The sequence below is a fragment of the Pontixanthobacter luteolus genome, assembly GCF_009828095.1.
Classification (GTDB): Bacteria; Pseudomonadota; Alphaproteobacteria; order Sphingomonadales; family Sphingomonadaceae; genus Pontixanthobacter; species Pontixanthobacter luteolus.
Map to the genome: position 1 here is coordinate 984,339 of NZ_WTYP01000001.1, position 24,960 is coordinate 1,009,298.

General features: G+C 59.1%; 25 protein-coding genes and 1 tRNA gene. 17 read left to right on the plus strand and 9 right to left on the minus strand.

Annotation, left to right across the window (positions count from 1 at the left end; translation table 11 throughout):
- Nucleotides 1–78 precede the first annotated feature (78 nt).
- Together GRI43_RS04670 and mutL are read right to left on the minus strand one after the other, a co-directional pair.
- Nucleotides 79–477, minus strand: a complete 399-nt coding sequence (locus GRI43_RS04670; protein ID WP_160729896.1) for a VOC family protein — start codon at nucleotides 475–477, stop codon at nucleotides 79–81.
- A 177-nt stretch (nucleotides 478–654) separates the two neighbouring features.
- Nucleotides 655–2,469, minus strand: a complete 1,815-nt coding sequence (mutL, locus tag GRI43_RS04675) for a DNA mismatch repair endonuclease MutL (RefSeq protein ID WP_160729897.1) — start codon at nucleotides 2,467–2,469, stop codon at nucleotides 655–657.
- A gap of 189 nt (nucleotides 2,470–2,658) precedes the next feature.
- Between mutL and GRI43_RS04680 the strand changes: the two genes are divergently transcribed.
- The 8 genes from GRI43_RS04680 to ribH all read left to right on the plus strand — a co-directional run bounded on the left by GRI43_RS04680 (nucleotide 2,659) and on the right by ribH (nucleotide 9,686).
- Complete coding sequence (locus GRI43_RS04680) at nucleotides 2,659–3,702, plus strand: rod shape-determining protein (protein ID WP_160729898.1); 1,044 nt, start codon at nucleotides 2,659–2,661, stop codon at nucleotides 3,700–3,702.
- A 12-nt stretch (nucleotides 3,703–3,714) separates the two neighbouring features.
- Nucleotides 3,715–4,605, plus strand: a complete 891-nt coding sequence (locus tag GRI43_RS04685; RefSeq protein WP_160729899.1) for a rod shape-determining protein MreC — start codon at nucleotides 3,715–3,717, stop codon at nucleotides 4,603–4,605.
- Nucleotides 4,605–5,159: a rod shape-determining protein MreD gene (gene mreD, locus GRI43_RS04690; protein WP_160729900.1), complete on the plus strand. Its 555-nt coding sequence runs from the start codon at nucleotides 4,605–4,607 to the stop codon at nucleotides 5,157–5,159. The genes GRI43_RS04685 and mreD overlap by 1 nt, the downstream gene beginning before the upstream one ends.
- Nucleotides 5,159–7,210 carry a penicillin-binding protein 2 gene (gene mrdA / locus GRI43_RS04695; RefSeq protein WP_160729901.1) on the plus strand — a complete coding sequence of 684 codons (2,052 nt, stop codon included), beginning with the start codon at nucleotides 5,159–5,161 and terminating at the stop codon, nucleotides 7,208–7,210. The genes mreD and mrdA overlap by 1 nt, the downstream gene beginning before the upstream one ends.
- Entirely contained in the window at nucleotides 7,207–8,325 is a 1,119-nt protein-coding gene (gene rodA / locus GRI43_RS04700) for a rod shape-determining protein RodA (RefSeq protein ID WP_160729902.1), read from the plus strand. The genes mrdA and rodA overlap by 4 nt, the downstream gene beginning before the upstream one ends.
- A gap of 112 nt (nucleotides 8,326–8,437) precedes the next feature.
- Nucleotides 8,438–8,513: transfer RNA gene (locus tag GRI43_RS04705), tRNA-Lys, on the plus strand.
- Nucleotides 8,514–8,758: 245 nt separating this feature from the next.
- Complete coding sequence (locus tag GRI43_RS04710) at nucleotides 8,759–9,193, plus strand: protein-tyrosine phosphatase family protein (RefSeq protein ID WP_235903604.1); 435 nt, start codon at nucleotides 8,759–8,761, stop codon at nucleotides 9,191–9,193.
- Between the two features lie 70 nt (nucleotides 9,194–9,263).
- Nucleotides 9,264–9,686 (plus strand): 6,7-dimethyl-8-ribityllumazine synthase, encoded by a 423-nt coding sequence (ribH, locus tag GRI43_RS04715; RefSeq protein WP_160729904.1) that lies wholly within the window; start codon nucleotides 9,264–9,266, stop codon nucleotides 9,684–9,686.
- Here the strand turns inward: ribH and GRI43_RS04720 are convergent.
- The 3 genes from GRI43_RS04720 to eno form a co-directional block, all read right to left on the minus strand.
- Nucleotides 9,683–10,774: an Rv3169 family protein gene (locus GRI43_RS04720; protein ID WP_160729905.1), complete on the minus strand. Its 1,092-nt coding sequence runs from the start codon at nucleotides 10,772–10,774 to the stop codon at nucleotides 9,683–9,685. The genes ribH and GRI43_RS04720 overlap by 4 nt on opposite strands.
- Nucleotides 10,775–11,830, minus strand: a complete 1,056-nt coding sequence (locus GRI43_RS04725; protein ID WP_160729906.1) for a phosphotransferase — start codon at nucleotides 11,828–11,830, stop codon at nucleotides 10,775–10,777.
- Nucleotides 11,831–11,893: 63 nt separating this feature from the next.
- The gene (gene eno / locus GRI43_RS04730) at nucleotides 11,894–13,168 is read right to left on the minus strand and encodes a phosphopyruvate hydratase (RefSeq protein ID WP_160729907.1); all 1,275 of its coding nucleotides are present in this window, start codon (nucleotides 13,166–13,168) and stop codon (nucleotides 11,894–11,896) included.
- A 185-nt stretch (nucleotides 13,169–13,353) separates the two neighbouring features.
- Here eno and GRI43_RS04735 point away from each other — a divergent pair, with 185 nt between their 5' ends.
- From GRI43_RS04735 to GRI43_RS04760, 6 genes are all read left to right on the plus strand, one after another.
- A complete protein-coding gene (locus GRI43_RS04735) occupies nucleotides 13,354–13,893 on the plus strand; it encodes a hypothetical protein (RefSeq protein WP_202391590.1) in 540 nt (179 codons plus the stop codon).
- Between the two features lie 26 nt (nucleotides 13,894–13,919).
- Nucleotides 13,920–14,321, plus strand: a complete 402-nt coding sequence (locus GRI43_RS04740) for a phage holin family protein (RefSeq protein WP_160729908.1) — start codon at nucleotides 13,920–13,922, stop codon at nucleotides 14,319–14,321.
- Entirely contained in the window at nucleotides 14,318–14,668 is a 351-nt protein-coding gene (locus GRI43_RS04745) for a hypothetical protein (protein WP_160729909.1), read from the plus strand. The genes GRI43_RS04740 and GRI43_RS04745 overlap by 4 nt, the downstream gene beginning before the upstream one ends.
- Nucleotides 14,669–14,709: 41 nt before the next feature.
- Nucleotides 14,710–15,201, plus strand: coding sequence for a hypothetical protein (locus GRI43_RS04750; RefSeq protein WP_160729910.1), 492 nt, complete (start codon nucleotides 14,710–14,712; stop codon nucleotides 15,199–15,201).
- Nucleotides 15,202–15,311: 110 nt separating this feature from the next.
- Complete coding sequence (locus GRI43_RS04755) at nucleotides 15,312–15,542, plus strand: DUF4170 domain-containing protein (RefSeq protein WP_160729911.1); 231 nt, start codon at nucleotides 15,312–15,314, stop codon at nucleotides 15,540–15,542.
- 22 nt (nucleotides 15,543–15,564) lie between these two features.
- Nucleotides 15,565–16,041 carry a GNAT family N-acetyltransferase gene (locus tag GRI43_RS04760; protein ID WP_160729912.1) on the plus strand — a complete coding sequence of 159 codons (477 nt, stop codon included), beginning with the start codon at nucleotides 15,565–15,567 and terminating at the stop codon, nucleotides 16,039–16,041.
- A 21-nt stretch (nucleotides 16,042–16,062) separates the two neighbouring features.
- Here GRI43_RS04760 and greA read toward each other — a convergent pair whose 3' ends face one another.
- The 4 genes from greA to carA all read right to left on the minus strand — a co-directional run bounded on the left by greA (nucleotide 16,063) and on the right by carA (nucleotide 21,659).
- Nucleotides 16,063–16,530 (minus strand): transcription elongation factor GreA, encoded by a 468-nt coding sequence (gene greA, locus GRI43_RS04765; protein ID WP_160729913.1) that lies wholly within the window; start codon nucleotides 16,528–16,530, stop codon nucleotides 16,063–16,065.
- Nucleotides 16,531–16,642: 112 nt separating this feature from the next.
- Entirely contained in the window at nucleotides 16,643–19,966 is a 3,324-nt protein-coding gene (gene carB, locus GRI43_RS04770; protein WP_160729914.1) for a carbamoyl-phosphate synthase large subunit, read from the minus strand.
- Complete coding sequence (locus GRI43_RS04775; RefSeq protein WP_160729915.1) at nucleotides 19,966–20,481, minus strand: hypothetical protein; 516 nt, start codon at nucleotides 20,479–20,481, stop codon at nucleotides 19,966–19,968. Before GRI43_RS04775 ends, carB begins: the two co-directional genes overlap by 1 nt.
- The gene (gene carA / locus GRI43_RS04780; protein WP_160729916.1) at nucleotides 20,478–21,659 is read right to left on the minus strand and encodes a glutamine-hydrolyzing carbamoyl-phosphate synthase small subunit; all 1,182 of its coding nucleotides are present in this window, start codon (nucleotides 21,657–21,659) and stop codon (nucleotides 20,478–20,480) included. Before carA ends, GRI43_RS04775 begins: the two co-directional genes overlap by 4 nt.
- Nucleotides 21,660–21,825: 166 nt before the next feature.
- Between carA and GRI43_RS04785 the strand changes: the two genes are divergently transcribed.
- From GRI43_RS04785 to dnaG, 3 genes are read left to right on the plus strand one after another with little or no spacing between them, the layout of a single operon-like run.
- The gene (locus GRI43_RS04785) at nucleotides 21,826–22,278 is read left to right on the plus strand and encodes a GatB/YqeY domain-containing protein (protein ID WP_160729917.1); all 453 of its coding nucleotides are present in this window, start codon (nucleotides 21,826–21,828) and stop codon (nucleotides 22,276–22,278) included.
- Nucleotides 22,275–23,021: a hypothetical protein gene (locus GRI43_RS04790; protein WP_160729918.1), complete on the plus strand. Its 747-nt coding sequence runs from the start codon at nucleotides 22,275–22,277 to the stop codon at nucleotides 23,019–23,021. Before GRI43_RS04785 ends, GRI43_RS04790 begins: the two co-directional genes overlap by 4 nt.
- 44 nt (nucleotides 23,022–23,065) lie before the next feature.
- Entirely contained in the window at nucleotides 23,066–24,958 is a 1,893-nt protein-coding gene (dnaG, locus tag GRI43_RS04795; RefSeq protein WP_160729919.1) for a DNA primase, read from the plus strand.
- Nucleotides 24,959–24,960 lie beyond the last annotated feature (2 nt).

A 24,960-nucleotide genomic window follows, 5' to 3' on the forward strand; every position in this document is an offset into this window, starting at 1 on the left:
TTCGGGTGGAAAGCGGGCATTCGCGGGATCGCATGATCGAAGTCCGCTGGTTTTAGAAGCAGACCCGTGCCGGACGGATCAGGCAGGAAAATGAATTCCGCACAGTTTGTTGCCGTCGGGATCACGAAAATAGGCCAGTTCGATGGTGCCCATGGAGGCAGTTTCGCGCGGTCCGGGCGGAGCTTCGATCGAGGTTCCGCCAGCGGCAACGGCGCTATCGTGAAGCTGCTTCACCTGCTCGGGCGAGTCGCAGGAAAAGGCGACTGTGCTGCCGTTGGCGATGCTTGCCGGTTCGTCGTTGATCGGCTGGCTGACGATGAAGTTGGTTCCGTTGCCGTTATTATAGATCAGGCGGGTATGGCCGCTGTCGGCGATGTTCCGCGTCCCTTCCCCTGCACCCAAGGTGCCGAGCACCGTGTCGTAGAAGCGCTTGGATCGCTCAATGTCGTTCGATCCGACCATGGTGTGAAAAAGCATGCATACTCTCCTGAAGGCCGATCGACTTCCGATCGTCATTAGCGGTCTCACCTAACAGGCACGTAACCCGCAGTCACCCCCGGCCCTCGGATGTTCGCTATCGGGTCGTTTGCCGACAGCCCGCTTTTAGCCAATAAGGCATCAAACTTGCCGCACAAAAGCGCATACTAGCGCACACTAATGCCGCCCGAACAATTTTTCGACGTCCTCCATCGACAGTTTGACCCAGGTCGGTCGGCCATGATTGCACTGGCCCGAGCGGGGTGTGCGTTCCATTTCGCGCAGCAGGGCGTTCATCTCCGCAACGTTCAATGTGCGCCCTGCCCTGACCGATCCGTGACACGCCATGGTTGCGAGCACGAGATCGAGCTTCTCGCCCAGCAGGATTGCATCGCCATGTTTGGCAATATCGTCCGCGATATCCTGCAGCAGCTTGTGCGGGTTGGCCTTGCCCAGCGAATGCGGGACGGCGCGGACCAGCATCGCATCGGGGCCGAAACGTTCGATGACCAGCCCGAGATCGGCAAGTTTGCCAATGGCGTCTTCCAGCCTGTCGCAGGATTGTTCGTCCATCTCGACGACTTCGGGCATCAGCAGTGCCTGGCTGCGCTTGATCGCCTCCTCTGCGCCTGCGCTGCGCAACCGTTCCAGAACAAGGCGTTCATGGGCGGCGTGTTGATCGACGATTACCAACCCATCTGCCGCTTCTGCGACGACATAGGTGTTAGCCACCTGTCCGCGCGCAATGCCCAGCGGGTATTTCTCTGCGCCTTCGTCAACCGGCTCGGCCATTTCGGCACGGCCTTGAGGGGCGGCCAGAACATCGCCGTTCTCGCCGCGGTAAGGCTGAACCGGTGAACTGACACCAGACGCCATTTGCGGGGCTGACGGAGCCCATGCGGGGCTGTCGAACATGGACCGGAGCGCAGGGGACGGCTCCTGCCGGACGGGCTCTTGCGACCACCGGCTCATAGCAGAGGCATCAGGTGACTGCGCGCTGCGCCGATCCCCCGTCGAGAGCGCCTGCCTCAGCCCGGAAACGATGAACCCGCGCACGGCCTGACTGTCACGAAACCGCACCTCCGTCTTGGCCGGGTGGACGTTGACGTCGACATCTTCAGGCGGAAGCTCAAGGAACAGTGCCAGCACCGCGTGCCTGTCCCGGGCGAGCATATCTGCGTAGGCGCCGCGCACCGCACCGGTCAGCAACCTGTCCTTCACCGGTCTTCCATTGACGAAGAGATATTGATGATCGGCCACGCCGCGGTTGTAGGTTGGCAGCCCTGCCACGCCGGTCAGGCGCATGGGGCCGCGCTCAAGGTCGATCGACACTGCATTGTTAGCCAGTTCGCGGGCGATGATTTCAGCAACACGCGCTTCCAGCGTTTCGCCGCCTTGCAGCGACAACACACGGCGATCACCGTGCTCAAACGTAATCGCGATATCGGGCCGCGCCATGGCAAGCCGCCGGACCACATCCTGACATGCGCCGTATTCGCTGCGCGGCGTGCGCAGGAATTTGCGCCGTGCAGGCACCTTGCCGAACAGGTTCTCAACCCTCACGCGGGTTCCCGGCGGCAACGCGGCTGGCGTGTCTTCCTCCAACACGCCGTGATCGACCACCTTTTTCCACCCCTGCGGCTCGCCATGCGGCCTGCTTTCCAGCGAGAAGCGCGATACGCTGGCGATTGACGGGAGTGCTTCTCCGCGAAAGCCGAGGGTGCTGACCTGCTCGATCGCCTCGTCTGGCAATTTGGAGGTTGCATGGCGTTCCAGCGCCAGGCTCATCTGGTCGGGCGACATGCCGCAGCCGTCATCGGTTACTTCAAGCCGGGTCAGCCCCCCATCGACCAGTTTGATCGAAATGCGCCGGGCTCCGGCATCTATAGAGTTTTCAACAAGTTCCTTGAGCGCGGCAGCTGGGCGCTCCACCACCTCACCGGCGGCAATACGGTTGATCAGCGCTTCTGGTAGACGGCGAATTTGCGGCATTGGCCAAGCCTAGCGATGAAGCGAAGCGAATTCGAGGCCGATGGTGCAAAAACCGGTGCAAGATACGCATAAAATTTTGGCCTTTTCGGGCTGCGTCCGTTAAGACGCTTTCATCCCTGTCATATCCGGGTCGCATCTGCCGCAGATTCTCGCGGCAAACGCCCGAAAACTATACGGAATCGCCGCCTGATGAGCTTCTTTTCTAATCTTTTCAAATTCGGTTCGCAGAACATGGCCATCGACCTCGGAACGGCCAACACTCTGGTCTATGTTCAGGACCAGGGAATTATCCTCAACGAACCGTCCGTCGTTGCCATGGAAACCATTGGCGGCTTCAAGAAGGTCAAGGCCGTTGGCGACGAAGCGAAGATGATGATGGGCAAGACGCCCGACAGCATCGAGGCGATCCGCCCGCTGCGCGATGGTGTCATCGCCGACATCGAAATCGCTGAAGAAATGATCAAGCACTTCATCCGCAAGGTGCATGGTTCGAAGAGCATGTTCCGCTATCCCGAGATCACGATTTGCGTTCCGTCGGGCTCGACTTCAGTTGAGCGCCGCGCGATCCGCGATGCCGCCAGCAACGCCGGCGCGAGCGAAGTTTACCTGATCCTCGAACCGATGGCTGCTGCAATCGGTGCCGATATGCCTGTGACCGAACCGGTCGGCTCGATGGTTGTCGATATCGGCGGCGGCACGACCGAGGTTGCCGTTCTTTCGCTGCGCGGTCTGGCATACACGACTTCGGTCCGCACTGGCGGCGACAAGATGGACGAAGCGATCGTTTCGTATGTTCGCCGCCATCACAACCTGCTGATCGGTGAAAGCACCGCTGAACGGATCAAGAAGGATTACGGTATCGCAATGGTTCCGGAAGACGGGATTGGCGAAACGATTACCTTGAAGGGCCGCGACCTCGTAAATGGCGTGCCCAAGGAAATCACCATCAATCAGGCTCACATCGCCGAAGCGCTTGCCGAACCGATTGGTGCAATCATCGAAGGTGTTCGTATCGCGCTGGAAAACACCGCGCCGGAACTCGCAGCCGATATCGTCGACCAGGGTATTGTCCTGACCGGTGGCGGCGCATTGATCCGCGGCCTCGACACGCATCTGCGCGATGAAACCGGCCTGCCTGTCAGCATCGCTGAAGATCCACTCACCTGTGTTGCTATCGGGACCGGCCGCGCCATGGAAGATCCGATCTACCGCGGCGTATTGATGACAGCATAACGGGGGCGAATTATGGCGCCGTCCTCTTCCCGGCGCTCCAGCTATTCACGGCGGGCGCAATACGGGGTTTTTACTGGATATGTTGCTGCCGGAATCGGCGCAGTGCTTGGTGCTGTCCTGCTCGGATTGTCTCTCTGGAGCCCTTCGAACTGGCAGGGGCCGCGCGGTCTGGCTTCGGAAGCAGTCGCTCCGGTTGCTGAAGCTGGCGCCACCGCCCGCACAGGCGGCCAGGGTTTCTTTGGCTCCATCGCAGGGTACTTCCGTGCCGGAAGCCAGAATGCCGAGCTGAAAGAAGAAGTGGAGCTTGCCCGTATCCGCCTGCAAGAAGCCAAAGCGGTCGAGCAGGAAAACCAGCGCCTCAAAGTTCTGCTCGGTCTTGCAGAACAGGAAGTCGGACCGGTCGCAGTTGCCCGTTTGGTGGGCTCAACAGCATCCAGCACGCGCCGTTTTGCCTATCTTGGAGCAGGCAAAAACGATGGCGTGGCAATTGGTATGCCAGTACGCGGCCCGCGCGGTGTTGTCGGCCGTGTGCTTGAAACATCGGCGAACATCTCCAGAGTTTTGCTGCTGACTGACAGCCAAAGCGTCCTGCCGGTGCGTCTTGCAGATGAAGACGTCGTCGCTTTCGCAGAGGGACGCGGTGACGGTCGGCTTCAAATCCGCCTTATCAACCTCGGGATCAACCCGCTGGAGCCAGGTGATGTGATGGTCACCAGCGGTGCCGGCGGCTATTACCGACCTGGAATTGCCGTCGCGATCTTGACCGAGATTACCGATGATGGTGGGATTGCCCGTATCATCAGCGATCCGGCGGCAACCGATTACGTTTCCGTCGAACCCATCTGGCAGCCGGAAGCGGTTGCCGGGGCGCAGCAGCCGGTTGATCAGGTGCTGGCCGAATAATGGAACGCGTCAATCCTTCGGCTCGCCGTGACGCCTATGGCAGCCGCATCAACCGGGTTCATTCACCCGTACGGGCCTATTCAATTCCCACTCTGAGCGTGATGGCTGCGTCCATCCTGCCGTTCTTTTTTGTCAGCGGCGGGGTCGCGATTATCCCGCCACTCGGTTTTCTGATGCTGCTGGGCTGGCGGCTGGTGCGGCCCGGCCTGTTGCCGGTTTGGGCAGGCTTCCCGCTTGGCCTGTTCGATGATCTGTTCAGCGGGCAGCCATTCGGCTCTGCCATATTTCTCTGGTCCGCAGCCGTGATCGCCATCGAAATTACCGAGACTCAGCTTCCCCGGCGTAGCTTCGCGCAGGACTGGACCATTTTTGGGCTGATCATACTCGCCTACATCTTTTCCGCCGCTTTGCTTTCCGGGTCGGATGTATCGCTGCTGATCATCTTGGCGCTTGGCCCGCAGGCCTTGCTGTCGGTCCTCCTATTCCCCATTATCGCGCGCATGGTAGCCAGGCTCGACAGGATACGCCTCAAACGCGTTCGCAGGGTGCATTGATGCGCAGCAAGCGTCGCCGGCAGCCGCCAATCAACTCTGCCACTCTCCAAAATCGATATGATCGCCGCAGCATAGTCTTGGGCGGGCTTGGTGCCGGAATCGGTACCTTGCTTGCCGTAAGGATGGGCTACATTGCGATTGCGGAGAACGAGAAATACCGGGTCGAGGCTGAAAGCAACCGCGTAAACCTTACCCTTATCCCGCCCCGCCGTGGATGGATCCTCGATCGCAACGGCGCTCCCCTCGCCTCCAATCGCGCCGATTTCCGCGTCGACATCATTCCCGAGCGCACGCCCAATCCCGACAAAACAGTCGAGACTCTGGGCGAGATTCTTGGTTACGAGCCTGCCCGCATTCAGGATTTGAAGGATGCGATGGAGGGCGCGCGCGGCTTTCAACCGGTCGAAGTCGGGACTGGCTTAGATTTTGAACAGTTTGCTGCCATCAGCGTTCGCCTGCCAGACCTTCCCGGTGTGGTGCCGCAACGTGGCTTCACGCGGTATTATCCCACCGGGCCATCAGTCGGGCATCTGATCGGCTATGTCGGGCCGGCATCCGCCGAAGAATACGAGCTGGACAAGAACCCGCTTTTGATCACGCCCGGCTACAAGATCGGCAAGGACGGCCTGGAGAAGCAGTTCGAACAGGAATTGCGCGGCGAACCGGGCGCTCGCCGGGTGGAGGTGACTGCCTCTGGCCGGATTGTCCGTGATCTGGATACCCGCTCCGATGTTCAGGGCGATCCCGTCCGCCTGTCGATCGACGGCCCGCTGCAGGATTACGCGGCGCGCAGGATCGGTCTGGAATCCGGTTCCGTCGTGGTCATGGATTGCAACACTGGGGAGCTGCTGTGCATGGCCTCCATGCCAAGCTTCGACCCTAACAGCTTTTCCGACGGAATTGGCCGCGTAGAATACTCAATGCTGCGCGATGACGAGCGAGTGCCGCTCAGAAACAAGGTTTTGAAAGGCCTCTATCCTCCTGGCTCGACCGTTAAGCCCATGGTGTCGATGGCGCTGATGGGACAGGGTATCGATCCGGAAGAAAAGGTCTTCTGCGGCGGCGGCCTGCGCGTGGGCAACCGCGTTTTCGGCTGCTGGAACCGGCGGGGCCACGGCGCCGTGGACATGGCCAAGGCCATTTACCAAAGCTGCGACGTCTATTTCTATGCCATGGCACAGCGTGTCGGTATGGATCCGATTGCCGCGATGGCACGCAGATGCGGCATGGGGCAGGAATTCCCGCTGCCGGTCGTCAGCCAGTTCTATGGCACCGTGCCTGATCCTCAGTGGAAAATGCGCAAGTACGACCGCGAATGGCAAGCCTTCGACACGGTCAACGCGACGATTGGCCAAGGCTACATGCTGGCCAACCCCCTACAGCTGGCCGTGATGGCATCGCGGATTGCCACTGGCCAGCAGGTCATGCCCAATCTGTTGCTAGGTGGAAAAAACCCGGCATTCGAGAAATTCCGTTTCCCGTCCGATCAGAAGGATTACATTCGTCAGGCGATGAGCGATGTCGTGAACGGACCTGGCACCGCAGGACGGGGCCGCTTACCCTTCGATGATATCAAGATCGCTGGTAAAACGGGAACGGCGCAGGTCGTTTCGCTAAGCAAGTCGGACGGCCGATCCGGCCCATGGAAATACCGCGACCACGGCCTGTTCATTTTCTTTGCCCCGTTCGACAATCCGAAATATGCCGGTGCCGTCGTGATCGAACATGGCGGCGGGTCCGGTGCCGCGTACCCTATTGCACGCGATGTGATGACATTCATGTTTGACCCGCAAAAGGGCATGGACGCTCTCCGCGGCCTCGAAACGCAATGGGGCGGCAATGCCGAAGAGCGGCTTGCACGAAAATACGCAGCCTACGCACAGGCGGCCGGTGAAGAAGTGCTGCCTCTGCCCAAACGCGATGAAGAAATCTTCGCCAGCGTCGATGCAGAAGCAAGAGCGGAAGCCCAGCGCGCCGTCGCCGAGGCGGCTGACGCGGCGATCAATCGTTCGCAGAACGTCGATGCCTCAACCGTTGGCGGTGCCGAATGAACGGTATCATTCCAGCACCGATTGCCCGGCAGCCATGGGGCATGCTGATCCCTCTGTTCGTGCTGGTCGCATTTGGCGCTGCGGTGCTGTATTCGGCGGCGGGAGGCAATTTCAAACCCTTCGCATCGTCGCACCTGCTCCGGTTTGCTGTATTCCTGTTCATGGCATCCATCATGGTCTTGTTTAACCGGGATTTTGTGCGCTTCATGGCCTATCCGGTTTACGGTTTGGTCCTGCTGCTGCTGATGGCGGTTGAGGCGATGGGGGCGATGGGCGGCGGTAGCCAGCGCTGGCTGGAGCTTGGCTTCCTCAGGCTGCAACCGTCGGAATTGATGAAGCCGGCGATCGTACTTGCCCTGGCCCATTTCTACAGTTCGCTGCCCGGCGCAATGGTGCAATCGTGGCGTGCATTGGTGCCTGCGGGAATGCTGATCGGTGCGCCTATGGCACTGGTGCTCCTCCAGCCCGACCTTGGAACATCATTGGCGATTGCGTTCGGCGGTGCGGTGGTGATGTTCCTGGCTGGCCTGCCGATGCGGTGGTTCGTCGCTGGCGGCGCTGCTGCCGCGGTCGCTGTTCCACTGGCCTACTTTTTTGCGTTGAAGGAATATCAGCAACGCCGCGTCACGACTTTCCTCGATCCAGAAAGCGATCCGCTGGGTTCAGGGTATCACATTACCCAGTCCAAGATCGCGATTGGTTCGGGCGGATTTTCGGGCAAGGGATTTAACGAAGGCTCGCAAAGCCATCTCAATTACCTTCCTGAACCTCATACCGACTTTGTTTTTGCCACAATGGCAGAGGAATGGGGCCTTCTGGGCGGATTGCTCGTGCTGCTGATCTTCGGACTGATTCTTCGCTGGGGGCTCGGCGTCGCCAAGGCGTCAAATGACCGTTTTGCAAAGCTGCTGGCAGCCGGCATGGTCGCCACGATCTTCTTTTACGTGTGCATCAATCTGATGATGGTCATGGGCCTCGCCCCCGTGGTCGGGATCCCCCTGCCTTTCATGAGCCACGGCGGGTCTTCCATGATGACCAACATGATCTGCATCGGAACCCTGATGATGGTAAACCGCTGGAACCGATCAATTCGAGGCGGGCTGATATCAACCTGAAAACGGCAGCATGCCTTTTTGTGCATCAAACCGCTTTAAATCTTCAAACAGGTCGTTATATGCAGCGCCTCGCCTGATCGATCTGATTCGGCGACTGCCCGAAATGGCTGATGGACGCATAGCTCAGTTGGTAGAGCAGCTGACTCTTAATCAGCGGGTCCTTGGTTCGAACCCAAGTGCGTCCACCAAGCCAAATTCCTCTGAAAACCTGATCATTCCGTAAATGGCACAAGTCTTTGCAAGTGCCAGATGCGCCTGTGCGCTGCTCTGAGGTCGATAAGGTCTGATTCAAGAGCATGTTGGTCTCGGTTACTTTGAACAATAAGAGAAAACAGGCAAACTTAACGAAGCTTTAGCTACTTGGTGTTGCAATTGCCCCATGGATGGCCCCGACCCAAGAGGAATTCACGCGTGGCAGCGTATCGACGAGTCTATGACTACGTCGGGTAGCCTTGTGGACGCGGATCTGGAAGAGGTGGCCGCTCTGGGTACCCGCCATGTAATTGACCTGGCCCCAAGGCAACATGAGCTGTCGTTAAAGGATGAAGGCGAAAAGCTGAAATTACTTGGCATCGGCTACACGCTGATCGAAGTTCCGTTCAATAAGCCGACAGAGCAGCATTACCTGTGCTTCGTTGCCGCGCTGGAACAAGCGCCGCGCCCTGTACACCTCCACTGCGTATACAATTTCAGGGTATCGGCCTTTCTCTACCGGTATCACATAGAATGCGGGATGGACGCACGCGAGGCCCATGCGATCATGCGCGAACACTGGTCACCCGAGAATAGCGACCATCCGGCTGCGCAGCCGTGGAAGGCCTTTATCGAGAGAACAAGTCAGGCGCATCAACTGCGCAGCACGGGATAAAGCCTATTGCCTGCAATTCAGGCTTCCTCCTGCTCGCCACTGCCGCTAGAGGCGCTCGCAGGAGATTAACATGGCGCGTTTTCTGATTGTTGAAGCCCGGTTCTACGACCACCTGAATGATATGCTGATTGCAGGCGCCAAGGCCGCGCTGGAGACAGCAGGGCATGATGTCGATGTCCTCACCGTACCCGGCGCGCTGGAGATTCCGGGCACCATTTCCATGGCAGCTGACAGCGGCCAGTATGATGGCTTCGTTGCAATCGGGGTCGTAATCCGCGGTGAAACCTACCATTTCGAGATTGTCGCGGGCGAGAGCGCACGCGGTATTATGGCTTTGACGATGGACGGTATCCCTATCGGCAATGGCATTCTGACAGTGGAAAACGAACAACAGGCGCTGGTCCGGGCTGATCCGTCGCAGAAGAACAAGGGCGGCGAAGCTGCCGAGGCTGCGATTGCCCTGCTCGACCTGCAAGGCAAGTTCGCGCGTTAAGACCCGCCGTCGAAATATTCGTTGAGCCCCATGGGTCCGTAGGGACCCAGGATCAACTGTTCGAATATACCGGTGCCAATGTCGCCGTTATCGGCCTTCGCTTCGCAAATCATCTGGACGTGGAGATTGTCCGCCTGCAGCGGGTTGAGTTCAGCCAGATTGATATCCTCGCGTGCGACCTCCAGTGGTCCATGGTTGATCCCGTGGCCCCAATCGGGTGACGTGTAGCCAAGCCCGCGCATCTGGAAGCGATCCTTCGCCTTGAGTTCCACAACAGCCGGCGCACCCGGCACCTCCAGCTCCAAGACGCCTCTAGCTGGCCAGCGGCTGCCAGGTTCCAAACTTGCCGTGAGCGTCCCCTGCCCTTCGGTCACATCGGCGACACTGCCGCCTTCTGGCACCCACGCAGCCCGGGTGTTCCATGCGGTACCGTCAGGATTGGCATTCAGGTGATAGAACAGACTGCCGCCCGGAAGGTTGATCGGCGTCCACTGCCAGAAAAACGTCGGCGCAGACACACCCGGCAATGGCTGTTCGTCGCGCGCACCAACCGGGCGCACGCCCCAACTGCGATCACGCGTTCCTAGCGACCCTGACGCTATTTCCCGGCGATCACCATCAACCTCGATCGAGCCGGTGTAACGGCCGTTCTGGGTCATGCGCGTATAATCCATAAACGCGCGCGGCCCGATGCGGTGGATGAAGCGCGGCTCCTCGATCGGGAATGCGCGCCCTGAGAATTCGAATTCGGCGGCGATACCTTCTGTTTGTGCCACGGTAAGCCGCAGGCGGCTCAGCGGTTCCACTATCTCGATTCTGATCGGGCCGACCTCGAGATCCATCCGCTCCATCCCGAGCTCGCGGCTCGCGTGGATACAGTGCTGGACCCCGTCCCGGATTACGCAGAAATGAGCATCCGCCACATCGAGATGCGGGTAGACTCCGAAGGCGAGCGCGAAGAACCCACTGCCATCGGGCGCATAGCCATTGAAGAAATAGCGATCGTAGAAATTTCTGTCAGTTCCCGAATAGGCAACTGGCTCAGGTGTCTGGTGGATCGGAAATTCGTCGCCTTTGCTCAGTACCATTCAATCCTCCAAAACCCGCATCGCATCAATTTCACGCGCCAATTCGGCAGCACCAATCGCCATCGATTGGAAAATGGCTTCGCTACGTTCGTTATGTTCGACAAATGCCGCGCTGAACACGGCGGTCGAGATGCCGTGAAGCGCACCTCTTGCATATCCGTCATTACTGCGAATATCGCCGAGATCGGGACCGCCGCAGTTGACCAGTTCCGCTCGGTAAAGTTCCAGCAAGTGCGCCTCGTTCGGCCGCCTCAATTCGGTGCCGATACCCGCGCCCATGAAATACCCCAGATCGGTTAGAGGATCGCCCAGCGAAACCGTCTGCCAGTCAAGCGTCGCCATCGGCTCGCTTCCGCCGCCGATACCGAACAGGATATTATCGAGCCTGAAATCGCCATGGACCACGCAAGGACCAGTTGGAAATTCTCCAAACAGGCGGGCTGAACGTCCCCCCAAACTCCCGATATACTTGAGCAAATCTGATTCGATCTTACCCGCGTAGAAAGCCTGGAATGCCTCACTCGCACCGGGATATCCCGCAGCTGCAAATGCACGCACTTGTTCATTCGGCTGAAGAAACGGGAGCGAAAGTATCTCGCTCTCCTCAAAAGTGGCACCGTGAAGGGCCGCAATTTCGCGCACACAGTGTTCGGCTTGCTCAAGCGTACAGGACAAAAGCTGATCGCCCTGTTGTGCCGGACCGCAATCCTCCATCAGAAGGAGAAACTCGCCGCTAGGCGGGTCGAATTCAGCGAAGTATGTTTCCGGGGTACGGGTGGAAATAGCGGGCGCTATATATTTGTAAAAGCCGACTTCTTTTTCATAGAGCTGCATGGACGCAGCCGTACTCCGGCTTGTCTCGTCAGCTGCGGGAAATTTACCGGCCAGGCTTTCGGGGCCTGTGTTTCCTTCAGTATAATCGATGGAAATGCGCGCGCTGTCACCCACCAGACCCGCCCCGATCGGCTTGGCCGAACAGGAGGCAACCGCTTTCCCAAGCACTTCGCCAAGAAATGCAGGTGAGATATCTGCAGGAGCAGACGGGAATGACGCCAACAGGAATTCCTCTCTTGCGGGCGATCCTATGGCGTCATTCGGTTTCGTCAATAGTGAGCAGGTTTATCCGAAACAGCCAGCGCCCGCATAGCTCGCACTGGCGCCGAGTTCTTCCTCGATGCGGATGAGCTGGTTGTATTTTGCGAGCCGGTCGGAACGGGCAAGCGAACCGGTTTTGATCTGGCCGCAATTGGTCGCCACAGCCAGATCGGCAATTGTCGCGTCTTCAGTTTCGCCCGAACGGTGCGACATGACCGAGGTATAGCCGGCGCGATGCGCAATGTTCACCGCTTCCAGCGTCTCGGACAGAGTGCCGATCTGATTGACCTTGACCAACAGAGAATTGGCGAGGCCTTTCTCGATACCCATCTTGAGGCGTTCAGGGTTGGTCACAAACAAGTCGTCGCCAACCAGTTGCACCTTGCCGCCAATCGCGTCGGTCAGTGCCTTCCAGCCTTCGAAATCGTCTTCATCCATGCCGTCTTCGATGGAGCGGATCGGATAATCCGAACATAGCGCGGCAAGGTAATCGGCCATTTCTGATGGCGACAGTGACTTGCCCTCGCCCGAGATTTCGTACTTTCCGTCTTTGAAAAACTCGCTCGATGCGCAGTCGAGCGCAAGCGCGATTTCTTCGCCGGGCTTGAACCCTGCCCGCTCGATCGACGCCATGATGAAATCGAGCGCATCACGGGTGCTGGCAAGGTCAGGTGCAAAGCCGCCTTCGTCGCCCACTGCAGTCGCAAGCCCCTTGTCCGAAAGACCCTTTTTCAAGGTGTGGAAAACTTCCGCACCCCAGCGAATGGCTTCTGCCATGCTGTCTGCGCCAACCGGCATGATCATGAATTCCTGGATGTCGATCGGGTTGTCGGCATGCTCACCCCCGTTGATAATGTTCATCATCGGGACCGGGAGAACGTGAGCGGAAACACCGCCGACATAGGCCCACAGCGGCATACCGCGCGCATTGGCGGCAGCTTTTGCAACCGCAAGGCTGGTGCCCAGGATCGCGTTGGCCCCGAGGCGCGACTTGTTTTCCGTGCCGTCCAGATCGATCATCGCCAGATCGAGGTCACGCTGGTCTTCAGCGTCGAGGCCCAGCAAAGTGTCGGCAATCTCGCCATTCACTGCGTCGACAGCCTTGGTCACGCCTTTTCCGAAATAACGGCCTGCATCGCCATCGCGAAGCTCGACTGCCTCGTGCGCACCTGTCGATGCGCCGGACGGAACCGCTGCCCGGCCGAAGCTGCCATCTTCGAGCAGAATATCAACCTCAACCGTGGGGTTCCCGCGACTGTCGAGAATTTCGCGGCCGTGGATGTCGAGAATTGCAGTCATATTGTGCTCCGGCGCTATTGGTGTTGTAATTAACTAACACACCACCCATGTCGGGCAGTGACGACGTATGAATTGCGCCTTATGCCTCGGAACTAACTGGTGCAAGTTGCGTTGCAACATAGAGAGGTTGGAAACCGTATCCACGGTGTCTGACCGGATATTATTAACGGGTAAGGGAAAATCACATGGTCGACGCAAAACCAACCAAAACCAAAACTACCAAGAAAGCTGCACCCAAGAAGGTTGCGGCAACGACCCCGGCGGCTCCAGTCTCTGGCACAGAAGAAGCGAAAACCCGCTTCAACGCTGCTCTGGACGAAGCGCGCGCAGGCGCCGCTGCCTTGAAAGACGAAGCTTCGAACCGCGCGGTTGCTTACCGTGAGCAGGCCAAGAGCAAATCAGACGACTGGGCCGGTGAAGCCAAGGTTCGCGCAGGCGACCTGGCCGTCGAAGCCAAGTCGAAAGCAAGCGACGGTATTGCCTCAATCGGCAAAGTTGTTTCCGAAAACGCCGGCGTGATCGACGAAAAACTGGGCGAGAAGTATGGCGACTATGCCCGTTCGGCATCACGCAAGCTTCAGGAAACCTCAGCCAAGCTCGACAATAAGAGCGTTGAGGAACTCGGCGAAGATGCACGCGAAGCCGTGCGCAAGAGCCCGGGCATGGCAGTAGGTATCGCGGCGGTAGTCGGTTTTATGGTAGCGCGTCTGTTCAGCCGTAACTGAGCTGGAACAACGTGGGATCAGAAAACATGCTTGATGAGGGAGACGTTCAGCGCGCTGCTGACGACGAAACTGGTTTCGAAAGTGCGGATGAGCGACCTGTTCGCTCCCTGACTGACGACATCAGTGCCCTCATCGATGATGGCAAGACGTATGCCGAGGCAGAGCTGGCTTTCCAAAAGAGCCGGCTCTCCTTCGTTGCAGGCAAGAGCAAGTCGGGCATCGGGTTTTCACTTGCTGCGCTCGGACTTTTGCACCTTGCGCTCATTGGCCTCGTGGTGGGCGGGATATTCACGCTTGGGACGCTTGTCGGACCAGGCTTCGCCACACTTATCGTGGTTGGGGTTCTGCTCGTATTTGCCGTTCTTGCGGGTCTTGCCGCGAAGGCACGGTTCGAGAAGATCGGGACCGCGTTCGAGGGTGATCGATGATGCGTCAAGATCCCGAAGCCCGGATGCGGGAAGATCGTATGATGCGTGATGCCGCATTGGCTCTGGTCAAGGCAGACATCAGCAACCTCAAGGCGGATTACAGCGCTCAGGGCATCGGCACCCGTTTCGCCAGCAGAATGGCGGAAGGTGCGACCGATGTTTTCGAGGAAGCTGTGGATGTCGCTGACGACAACAAGGGCGTGCTCGCAACGTTGATTGCAGCTGTCATACTGTGGTTCGCGCGCAACCCGATTATGTCGCTGTTCGATGATGATAACGCACCGGACGATCGGCCCGACGACGATCCCGACCTATTCGGCGATTATGAGGAACCCGACGCGATCTAACTCCGTTGGTTTTACAGATTACAAGTTTCAGGAGATGCAGAATGTCGAGTGAAGAGAAGCGCCAGGCGCTAAAAGCCAAAATCGAAGCCGCTGAGAAGCGCAACGAAGAGCGCAGCCTTGGTGACATGGCGAAAGAGGCAACCGACAAGGCAACCGATTTCGTGAAAGAACACCCGTTTGCCACCCTCGCCGGTGTCGCAGTTGTAGGTTTGGCAATTGGCGCCATGACACGCCCGGGCCGCCGCGCCGGTCAACAGGTCGGCCGCAAAGCCAGCTCACTCGCAAGCTATGCCACCGAACTCGGTCTGGCATATGCCAGCGGCATGATGGCAACGGCGGGCAATGTTGCCGAAGCAGGCAAGGACAAACTTGAAGATTTCGGCGATGCGCTGAACGATAATGCAGGTGCCCTGCGAAGGCAGGCTGCGTACAAGAGCGGCAATGCAGCCGCTGCAGCACGCGGTTTTACCCGTGAGGCCGGCAAGAAGGCCGGACGGTCCATCCGCGATCTGCGGAACCGCGCAGGCAAATAATATCGAGATACGATCTGCGAAAAGGCGCGCCGGACTTGTCTGGCGCGCCTTTTTCTTTATGTGCCGCGCGATAGTACTTCCACCCTCCCCAGGTCCCAGAAAGCACCGACATGAAAGAAACAGATCTCAACCAGACGCTCCACTTGGTTATGGGCGGTCGTGTCAAAGACCCGCGCACCATGGAATTCCAGGATCCGGAAAGCATCCATGTTGTCGGCGTATTCAGCGATTACGACAACGCGGTAGAAGCATGGCGCGGCAATGCGCAGCGCACGGTTGACGATGCCGAAATGAAGTACGTCATCGTTCCCCTGCACAAATTGCTGACCCCGGGCGCCTGATCCTGAAGTATCGCGGCTTGCGATGGCTTACTCTCTGCGCCGGTATCGCGAAGGTGACGCGGAACCACTCCACGCACTGACCCTGGCTGCGATAGCCCAGATCGGACCGGCGGCATACTCGCGCGAACAGGTTGCGGTATGGGCGAGCCGCCATGGTTCGCCCGGACGGATCCGTGAACGTGTTGCGAACGGCCATTCAATATACGTCGCCGCTGATGAGCGGGGCCTGCCGGTCGCCTTTGCCTTACTTGAGCAAGACGGCCATCTCGACCAGCTATATTGCCACCCTGACCATTCGCGCCGCGAATTGGCCGACCAGTTGCTGGCTTTGGCTGAAACGGAAGCTGGCACGCGCGGGATTGCGCGCCTTTATACCGAAGCAAGCGAACTTGCCCGGCCCGCTTTCGAGCGCTGCGGATACAGCATTACGCATCGCCGCGATTTCGAAATCGACGGCGTTGCGATTCACAATTATGCGATGGAAAAGCGGCTCGGCTAGCTTGCCAAGCCGCGTCCAGGATCAAATATATTCGATCTTTTCGACGAGGTAAAACTTGTCGCCCGATGGCACAGTCACTTCGATCTCATCGCCCAGGCTCTTGCCGATCAGCGCCTTGCCAAGCGGCGAATTGTACGAAATCCGCCCGCCAGTTGCATCCGCCTCTGTCTGGCCGACGATCTGGTACCTGACCGGCCTGTCATCGTCGTCGAGCAGGGTGACGGTTGCACCGAAAACAATGCGGTCTCCCGAGAGCGTCGTCGGATCGATGATCTGAGCGCGGGTGACCTTGCTTTCGATATCGGCAATCTGCGCCTCGACCTGGCCCTGACGTTCTTTCGCAGCATGATATTCTGCGTTTTCGGAGAGGTCGCCGTGGGCACGGGCTTCCTCGATCGCGTCGACGATCTTGGGCCGCTCTTCACGCAAAGCCTTCAAATCAGCCGTGAGCTTTTCGTAGCCCTCGGCGAGCATCGGCACTTTTTCCATCGTAACCCCAATCTATTCTAAGCGCCTCTACCGAAAGACAATTCGAGACCGGGCCGCCCCAATTCGGAGCGACTCATTTCCGGAAGCGATGTCGGGAGAGGTCGTCTATTTCTCAGCTATAATAGTCTTGGAGGGACCGGACTTCAAGCGCGCTCGGCTTGACGGCCCTGATTGCCTCCGCCGTGGCGAGCGATGCCGCCGCCGTGGTGTAGTACGGAATCTTCATTTCCAGGGCGGTCGCACGGATCGATTTGCTGTCGATCAGGCTCTGCCAACCCTCGGTCGTGTTGAACACCAGCGCAATTTCGCCGTCGATCATGCGGTCGACAATATGCGGTTGGCCTTCCGCCACCTTGTTGACCCGTTCGACCTCGATCCCCTGTTCCGTCAGGTAAGCCTGCGTGCCGCCAGTGGCGACAATCCGGAACCCGCATTCGACCAGTGTTCTCACCGCAGGCACGATGATCGGCTTGTCGCCTTCCTTGACCGAAACGAAGACCAGGCCGCCTTCCGGCAATTTGACCCCTGCGCCGAGCTGCGACTTCATGAACGCGGTCGGGAAATCGCGATCGATCCCCATGACTTCGCCGGTCGATTTCATTTCCGGCGTCAGGACCGGGTCAGCCCCGGGGAAACGGCCCCACGGGAAGACCGCCTCTTTCACGGCCATGTAGTCGAGATCGCGCTTGAATGGCGGGAACTTGTCCAGCGTCTCCCCGGCCATAACGCGGGCGGCAATCTTGGCGACCGGTTGCCCGATTGCCTTGGCCACGAACGGAACGGTACGGCTTGCGCGTGGGTTCACCTCGATCAGGTAAACTTCGCCGTCCTTCACAGCGAACTGCACGTTCATCAGCCCGCGCACGCCCAGCGCAAGAGCCAGCGCCTTTGCCTGACGTTCCATTTCGTCGACGATGTCAGTCGGCAGCGAATATGGCGGGATGGTGCAAGCACTGTCGCCCGAATGCACGCCGGCCTCTTCAATATGCTGCATGACGCCGGCGATCACGACCTCTTCGCCATCTGACAGGGCATCGACATCGCATTCGATCGCATCGCGCAGATACTGGTCGACGAGGACCGGACTTTCGCCCGACACATTCACTGCCGTTTTGATGTAGTCATCAAGCTGGGCCTCGCTGTCGACGATTTCCATCGCCCGGCCGCCCAGAACGTATGACGGGCGCAGCAGAACGGGATAGCCGATCCGCGCAGCGACAGATGCCGCCTCGTCGCGGCTGTAGGCAATGCCGTTTTCAGGCTGCTTCAGCTTCAGCTTGTTGACCAGTTTTGCGAAGCGTTCGCGGTCCTCGGCAAGGTCAATTGCGTCGGGACTGGTGCCGAGGATAGGAATACCTTCATCCTCAAGCGCCTGCGCCAGTTTGAGCGGGGTCATGCCGCCGAACTGCACGATCACACCAACCAATTCGCCCGCCTGCTGCTCCACGCGCAGGATTTCGAGCACGTCCTCTGCTGTCAGCGGTTCGAAATACAGGCGGTCGGAGGTGTCGTAATCGGTCGAAACCGTTTCCGGGTTGCAGTTGATCATGATCGTTTCGAAGCCGGCTTCTTCCAGCGCGAAACAGGCATGGACGCAGCAATAATCGAATTCGATCCCCTGCCCGATCCGATTCGGTCCGCCGCCCAGGATCACGATTTTGCGGCGGTCGCTCGGCTGCGCTTCGTCCTCAGGCTCGCCAAAGGTTGGCGCCTCGTAAGTCGAATACATATACGGCGTAATTGCCTCGAATTCGGCAGCGCAGCTGTCGATCCGTTTGAACACTGGCAGCACGCCCAGCTTGCGGCGCAGCGAACGAACTTCTTCTTCCGAAGTTGCACCGGCCATGGCCTGCAATGCATCATGGAGCAGACCGCTACGGCGCGCCTGCGTTTCGCCCATTCCGCCAGCCACGCCGACCGATCGCACCGCTAGAGTCGCGAGGCGTTTGTCGGAAAAGCCCATGCTCTTCAGCTTGCGCAGGCCAGCGGCATCGCCCGGCAGTCCGTTGGTTGCGACATCGGTTTCTGCCGCAATGATCGCTTCGATCTGGCGCAGGAACCACTTGTCATAGCCGGTGATGCGGTTGATCTCGTCGACCTCCATTCCCTCACGGAAAGCCTGTCCGACTTTCAAAATCCGGTCGGGGGTCCGCTTGGCGAGCGAGCCTGTCAGCACATCGCGGTGCACGCCTTCCAGTTCGACCACGCGGTTGAACCCGTCGAGATCGGTTTCCAGCCCGCGAAGCGCCTTCTGCATTGATTCCTGGAAGTTCCGGCCAATCGCCATGACTTCGCCAACCGACTTCATCGCGGTGGCCAGTTCGACATTCGCGCCCTTGAATTTCTCGAACGCGAAACGCGGAATCTTGGTGACGACGTAATCGATCGTCGGCTCGAAACTGGCCGGGGTTGCGCCGGTAATTTCGTTGGTGATTTCATCCAAGGTATAACCGACCGCCAGTTTCGCCGCGACGCGTGCGATGGGGAAACCGGTGGCCTTCGATGCCAGCGCGGATGAACGCGAAACGCGCGGGTTCATCTCGATCACGATCAGGCGGCCATCTTCCGGGTTTACCGCGAACTGGACGTTCGACCCGCCGGTTTCGACCCCGATTTCGCGCAGCACAGCGATGCTGGCGGTGCGCATGATCTGGTATTCCTTGTCCGTCAGGGTCAGCGCGGGGGCCACGGTGATGCTGTCGCCGGTGTGCACGCCCATCGGATCGACGTTCTCGATCGAACAGATGATGATGCAATTGTCCTTGTGGTCGCGGACAACCTCCATCTCGTATTCTTTCCAGCCAAGCAGCGATTCCTCGATCAGAACCTCTGTCGTGGGGCTGGCGTCGAGGCCTTCGCGAACGATGCGCTCGAACTCTGCCTTGTTATAGGCAATGCCGCCGCCGGTGCCGCCAAGCGTAAAGCTGGGGCGGATGATGCTGGGCAGGCCGGTGCGCTCGAGGATTTCAAACGCCTCATCGACATTGTGCGCCACGCCGCTGCGCGCGCTTTCGAGGCCGATCTTGTCCATCGCGTCGCGGAATTTCTGGCGGTCTTCCGCCTTGTCGATCGCCTCTGCATCGGCGCCGATCATCTGAACGCCGAATTTCTCCAGCACGCCCATCTTTTCAAGGCTCAGCGCGCAATTAAGCGCGGTCTGCCCGCCCATCGTCGGCAGCACCGCATCGGGGCGTTCTTTCTCGATAATCTTCGCAACGATTTCGGGCGTGATCGGCTCGATATAGGTCGCGTCGGCAAACTCCGGATCGGTCATGATGGTGGCCGGATTGGAGTTGACGAGGATGACGCGGTAGCCCTCCTCCTTCAGCGCCTTGATCGCCTGAGTGCCGGAATAATCGAACTCGCACGCTTGGCCGATGATAATCGGACCAGCGCCAATGACGAGGATGGAGGAGATGTCAGTGCGTTTGGGCATTATTCAGGGGCATCCATGGTCTGGGTATCTGTCTCTTCGCTAGATTCAGCTTCGTAATTGCTGAGCGGGAAAATGCCCGCTTCAACGAGAAGTCCGTCCGTGGCGAGATAAGCATCGTCAAAGCGGTAGAAGAAGCGGGCCTCCAGATTTTCTGCGATCTCGCACCCTTCCGTGCTTCGCTCAAAAAAGTCCTCAACGGCTCGCCGGACTTCAATCAATCGCTCTGAAGCGGTTTCGCCATCAGCCATTATTGCCCGTGTGCTATGCATTTCGATCGACCGTGACGTATCGCAGGACGGAACAACCGTCTCCATCAACAAAGGTGAGGCATAGATAGACGGTTCTTTTGCAACAAAAATTGCGACAAAAATCCCATCTATGTCACGCACCATCGCGGCATGTACCTCAGGGTGCGAGCCAACGAACCACTTGTCTTCCTGTGCGGAAACAGCTGACGGAGTGACGAGAAACGCAAAAAGTGAAACGAATATGCTTAGTCGCTTCATCACCATCACCCCAACATCCCCACAAACTTCTCGAACAGGTAGAAGCTGTCCTGCGGCCCCGGGCTGGCCTCGGGATGATACTGCACCCCGAATGCCTTCTTGCCGGTGATGCTAATCCCGCAATTCGAACCGTCGAACAGCGACACGTGGGTCTGTTCCACACCCTCGGGCAGCGTATCCGCATCGACCGCGAAGCCGTGGTTCATGCTGGTAATCTCCACCAGATCGCGGGTTTCGCCCCAGCTTTCGCCGACCCGCTGAACCGGATGGTTTGCGCCGCGGTGGCCCTGGTGCATCTTAGCCGTCTTCGCCCCGGCGGCGATCGCCAGCATCTGGTGGCCAAGGCAAATACCGAACAGCGGCATATCCATATCGAGCAGCGCCTTGATTACCGGCACTGCATATTTGCCCGTCGCCGCCGGATCGCCCGGGCCGTTCGAGAGGAACACACCATCAGGCTTCAGCGCGAGGATAGCTTCAAGCGATGTCTTGGCCGGCACCACGGTCACTTTCGCGCCCGCTTTCACCAGATTGCGGAAGATGTTGTCTTTCGCGCCGTAATCTATCGCGACCACGTGCGGCTTGCCGTTCCAGTCGGCGCGGCCATAGCCGTGGCCAAGCCGCCAGTAACCGCCGCCCCAGTCTTCCTGAGCCTCGCGGCTGACGCGCTGGGCGAGGTCCATCCCCTCAAGCCCGGCCCATTCCTGCGCCCGCTTGAGCAATTCGGGAATGTCGAACCCGCCATTGGGCTCATGCATGATCATCGCGTTGGGCGCGCCGCTCTTGCGGATCAGGCGCGTCAGGGCGCGTGTATCAACGCCCGACAGGCCGATCTTGCCTTGTGCTGCCATCCAGTCGGAAAATTCCTGCGTGCTGCGGAAGTTGCTCGACGGAGTGATTTCTTCGCGCACGATGCAGCCGACCGCACCTTCGACCCTGGATTCGACGTCTTCGAAATTGGCCCCGACATTGCCGATATGGGGGAATGTGAAGGTGACGATCTGCGCCGCGTAGGACGGGTCCGTCATCACTTCCTGATAACCGGTCATCGATGTGTTGAAGCAAACCTCGCCAACCGCATATCCGGTGGCGCCGAAGCCCTTGCCCCAGATCACGGTGCCATCCGCCAAAACGAGGACTCCCGTCGCACCTTTGGGTTGCGCAGGAGTTGTGGCGGCGTGGGCCATAAGTGACGCTCCGAGTCAGGGTTTTCCGGCAATGTTGCTAAGACCCAGCGGCTAGAGGCTGCCTGCCCCCTCGTCAAGCTGTCCCGATGCGGAAACTTGCGTTATTGGGCCGCTATCAACCTATTTGCGCCGACCATCGGCAAATTTCATCCACAGGAACTCAAAAATGCTGCGTGACACCATCAAAGCCGAAACCATCACCGCCATGAAGGCAGGTAACAAGGAACGCACCGCCACGCTCCGCCTGATCGGCGCAAAGATCAAGGACCGCGACATCGAACTGCGCACTTCGTCCAAGGAAATTGATGATGATGTGCTGGTGACCGAAGTTTTGCAGAAAATGGCCAAGCAGCGCAAAGAATCGATAACCATGTATGTTGACGGTGGCCGCGACGAACTGGCCGCCAAGGAAGAGGCGGAACTGGCTGTAATCGAGGAATTTCTTCCCCAACAGATGAGCGAGGAAGAAACCCGCGCTGCAATCGAGGCGATCAAATCGGACTTAGCTGCTGATTCCATTAAGGATATGGGCAAAGTCATGGGGGAACTAAAGGCCCGCCACGGCGCTGAACTGGATATGACAAAAGCCAGCGCAATGGTGAAAGAGAGCCTTACATGACCAAGACCGTCCATTTTCTGACTGCAGCCGCCGCCGCGGCCGTATTATCTGCCTGTTCGGCGGAACCCGATACCGACCGGACCGATCTGGAAACCGCGACAACCGACGGTGAAGCCGCTGCGCTTGCCGGGGCTTTGGAACCTGGCGATTTCATGGATCTTCAACTGGGCGCGAAAATCGTCGGCCCACAGGGTGACGAGGTCACCGGAACGCTCGCCAACGCGGAAGGCAACTTTGCCGATATCCGATCGTTCGTGGCGTGCCCCGCCGGAATGGACGTTTGCGATCCGAAAACCGCGCCCAAGGGCACCGTCTACACCTATGTGCACGTCGTTTATCCCGGTGAAGACAACAAGGAGGACACCGGCAGCGGCGACGGAAACGATTCGTCCGATATCGAACAGGCGACTGCCTTTAAGATGCTTCGCCCTGCCCACGGCTTCACCGGCGCTGTCGGCTATTCCAAGGCTGAGGCAATGGCTGCCATCGGTCCCAAGGCGGACGTCGTGATCAGCTGCCTCGACGGTGCGCTGATCTGGTCGGTCAATCCCGGCACGGCCGGCGACCAGTGGGAACAGGCGGAACCGCTGACATTCTACTGGCAGTCCACCTTGCCGCCTGCCGGCCCGGCGCCAGTGTATGCGATCGACGCCAACTATACCGAGGCGAAGGGACCGGGTCCCTATCCCGAAGCAACCGCAGGATACGAAGCGGGCTGCAACGCCCCCTCCACAGCCCGCTGATCTCAGCCCTTGAATCAGGCGCCATCACCTCGCATTGAGGGGTGATGGCGCTTTCCCCGCAATGGCTTGACGAGCTGCGTGCTCGCGTGACGCTCTCCAGCGTCATCATGCGCACGACCAAGCTGCAGAAGGCGGGGCATGAATGGAAGGCCTGTTGCCCCTTCCATGACGAAAAATCGCCAAGCTTCACAGTCAGCGACCAAAAGGGATTCTACCACTGTTTCGGCTGCGGGGCGCACGGCGATGTAATTCGCTGGATGACCGACCAGCGCGGTATGCAGTTCATGGACGCGGTGAAGGAACTGGCCGCAGAAGCCGGGCTGGAAATGCCCGCGCCAGATCCGCGTGCGGCGCAAATGGCCCAGCAGCGGGCGGGACTGCATGACGTGATGCAATCCGCGCAGGATTGGTTCGCAGCCAATCTGCAAGGCAATGACGGGGCAGGCGCACGCGATTATCTGACGTCTCGCGGTTTCAGCGCGCATACGGTCGGCCGGTTCGGTTTCGGCTATGCCCCGCCCGATCGCCAGGCGATGAAAGCCGCCTTGTCCGAATATGAAGAGCCGCTGCTGATCGAGGGCGGTCTGCGTATCGCGGTCGACGACAAGGAACCGTATGACCGTTTCCGATCGCGCCTGATGCTGCCAATCCATGATGCGCGCGGACGTGTGATCGCGTTCGGCGGCCGCATTCTGGAAACCGATACAAAAGCACCCAAATACCTCAATTCGCCGGACACACCTTTGTTCGACAAGGGGCGCACCCTCTACAATTTGCACCGCGCCGGCCCGGCATCGCGCCAGACCAACCGCATGATCGTGGTCGAAGGGTATATGGACGTCATCGCCCTCGCCGATGCCGGAATTGAAGACGCCGTTGCGCCGCTGGGCACCGCGCTCACGGAACGCCAGCTGGAACTGCTGTGGCGCATGGTGGAGGTTCCGGTGCTGTGTTTCGATGGCGATGCGGCGGGCCAGCGCGCGGCGATGCGGGCCATCTCGCGTGCACTGCCGATGCTGCGCCCGGCCCATTCCCTGCGTATCGTTCGCCTGCCGAGCGGCCTCGACCCTGATGATCTGCTGAAGCAGAAGGGCAAGGCGGCGCTCGACGAATTGCTGGATAATGCAGCAAGCTTGCTGGACACGATCTGGACCTATGAACGCGATGTTCAGCCGCTCAGTTCGCCAGAGGACAAGGCGGGACTGAAAGCGCGCCTCCTCGAACATGTCGAAACCATACAGGACCCGGATATCCGCGCTCTGTACAAGCGCGAATTGCTGGAACGGTTTTCTGCCTTTGCTTTTCCCCCGCGCGAGCAGAAGCCGTGGGTCAAGCGCGAATGGAAGCCGGGCGGGTTCAAGCAGGCGGCACCAACGCTATCGGCAGACGCGGCAGCGCGCCTCAAGCGGGCCAGCGGGGGCGGCAGCAGAGGTAATCTGGCGACTGCAGTAGTCGCTGGGCTGGCGCGGTTTCCGCAGGAAATCTTGCGGCATTCGGAAAGCCTCACACACTTTGCAGGACAGGACGCTCGAATCGGGCCGGCAATTGATTCGTTGATAGAAGCTGCTGAAATGCTTGAACCCGGCGACACATCTCCCATATTGGTGCCTGACGGCCTCGTTGCGCCGCCGGATGAAACCCGTTTCTCCTTCCTGCGTGAAGGTATCGATCCGAAAGCTGCCTGCGACGATTTGGCCGAAGCTGTGTCACTGCTGGTCGAAAGACCTGCGTTGGAAGCTGCGCTTGCGGCGGCCACCGCACGTTTCGAGACCGATCCTGAAGGAGCTTTTGCCGAGCAACAGCGCTTGCTCAAACGAAAGCTGGAATTTGAGCGGCGACTCGGGCAAATGGTAAGTTTACGGGCTGCCCGCGCAGCTCAGGAAAATTCAGATCGCCAACCTGCAGAGGCAGGCGAAGGCGACCAAGAAACGGACTGATC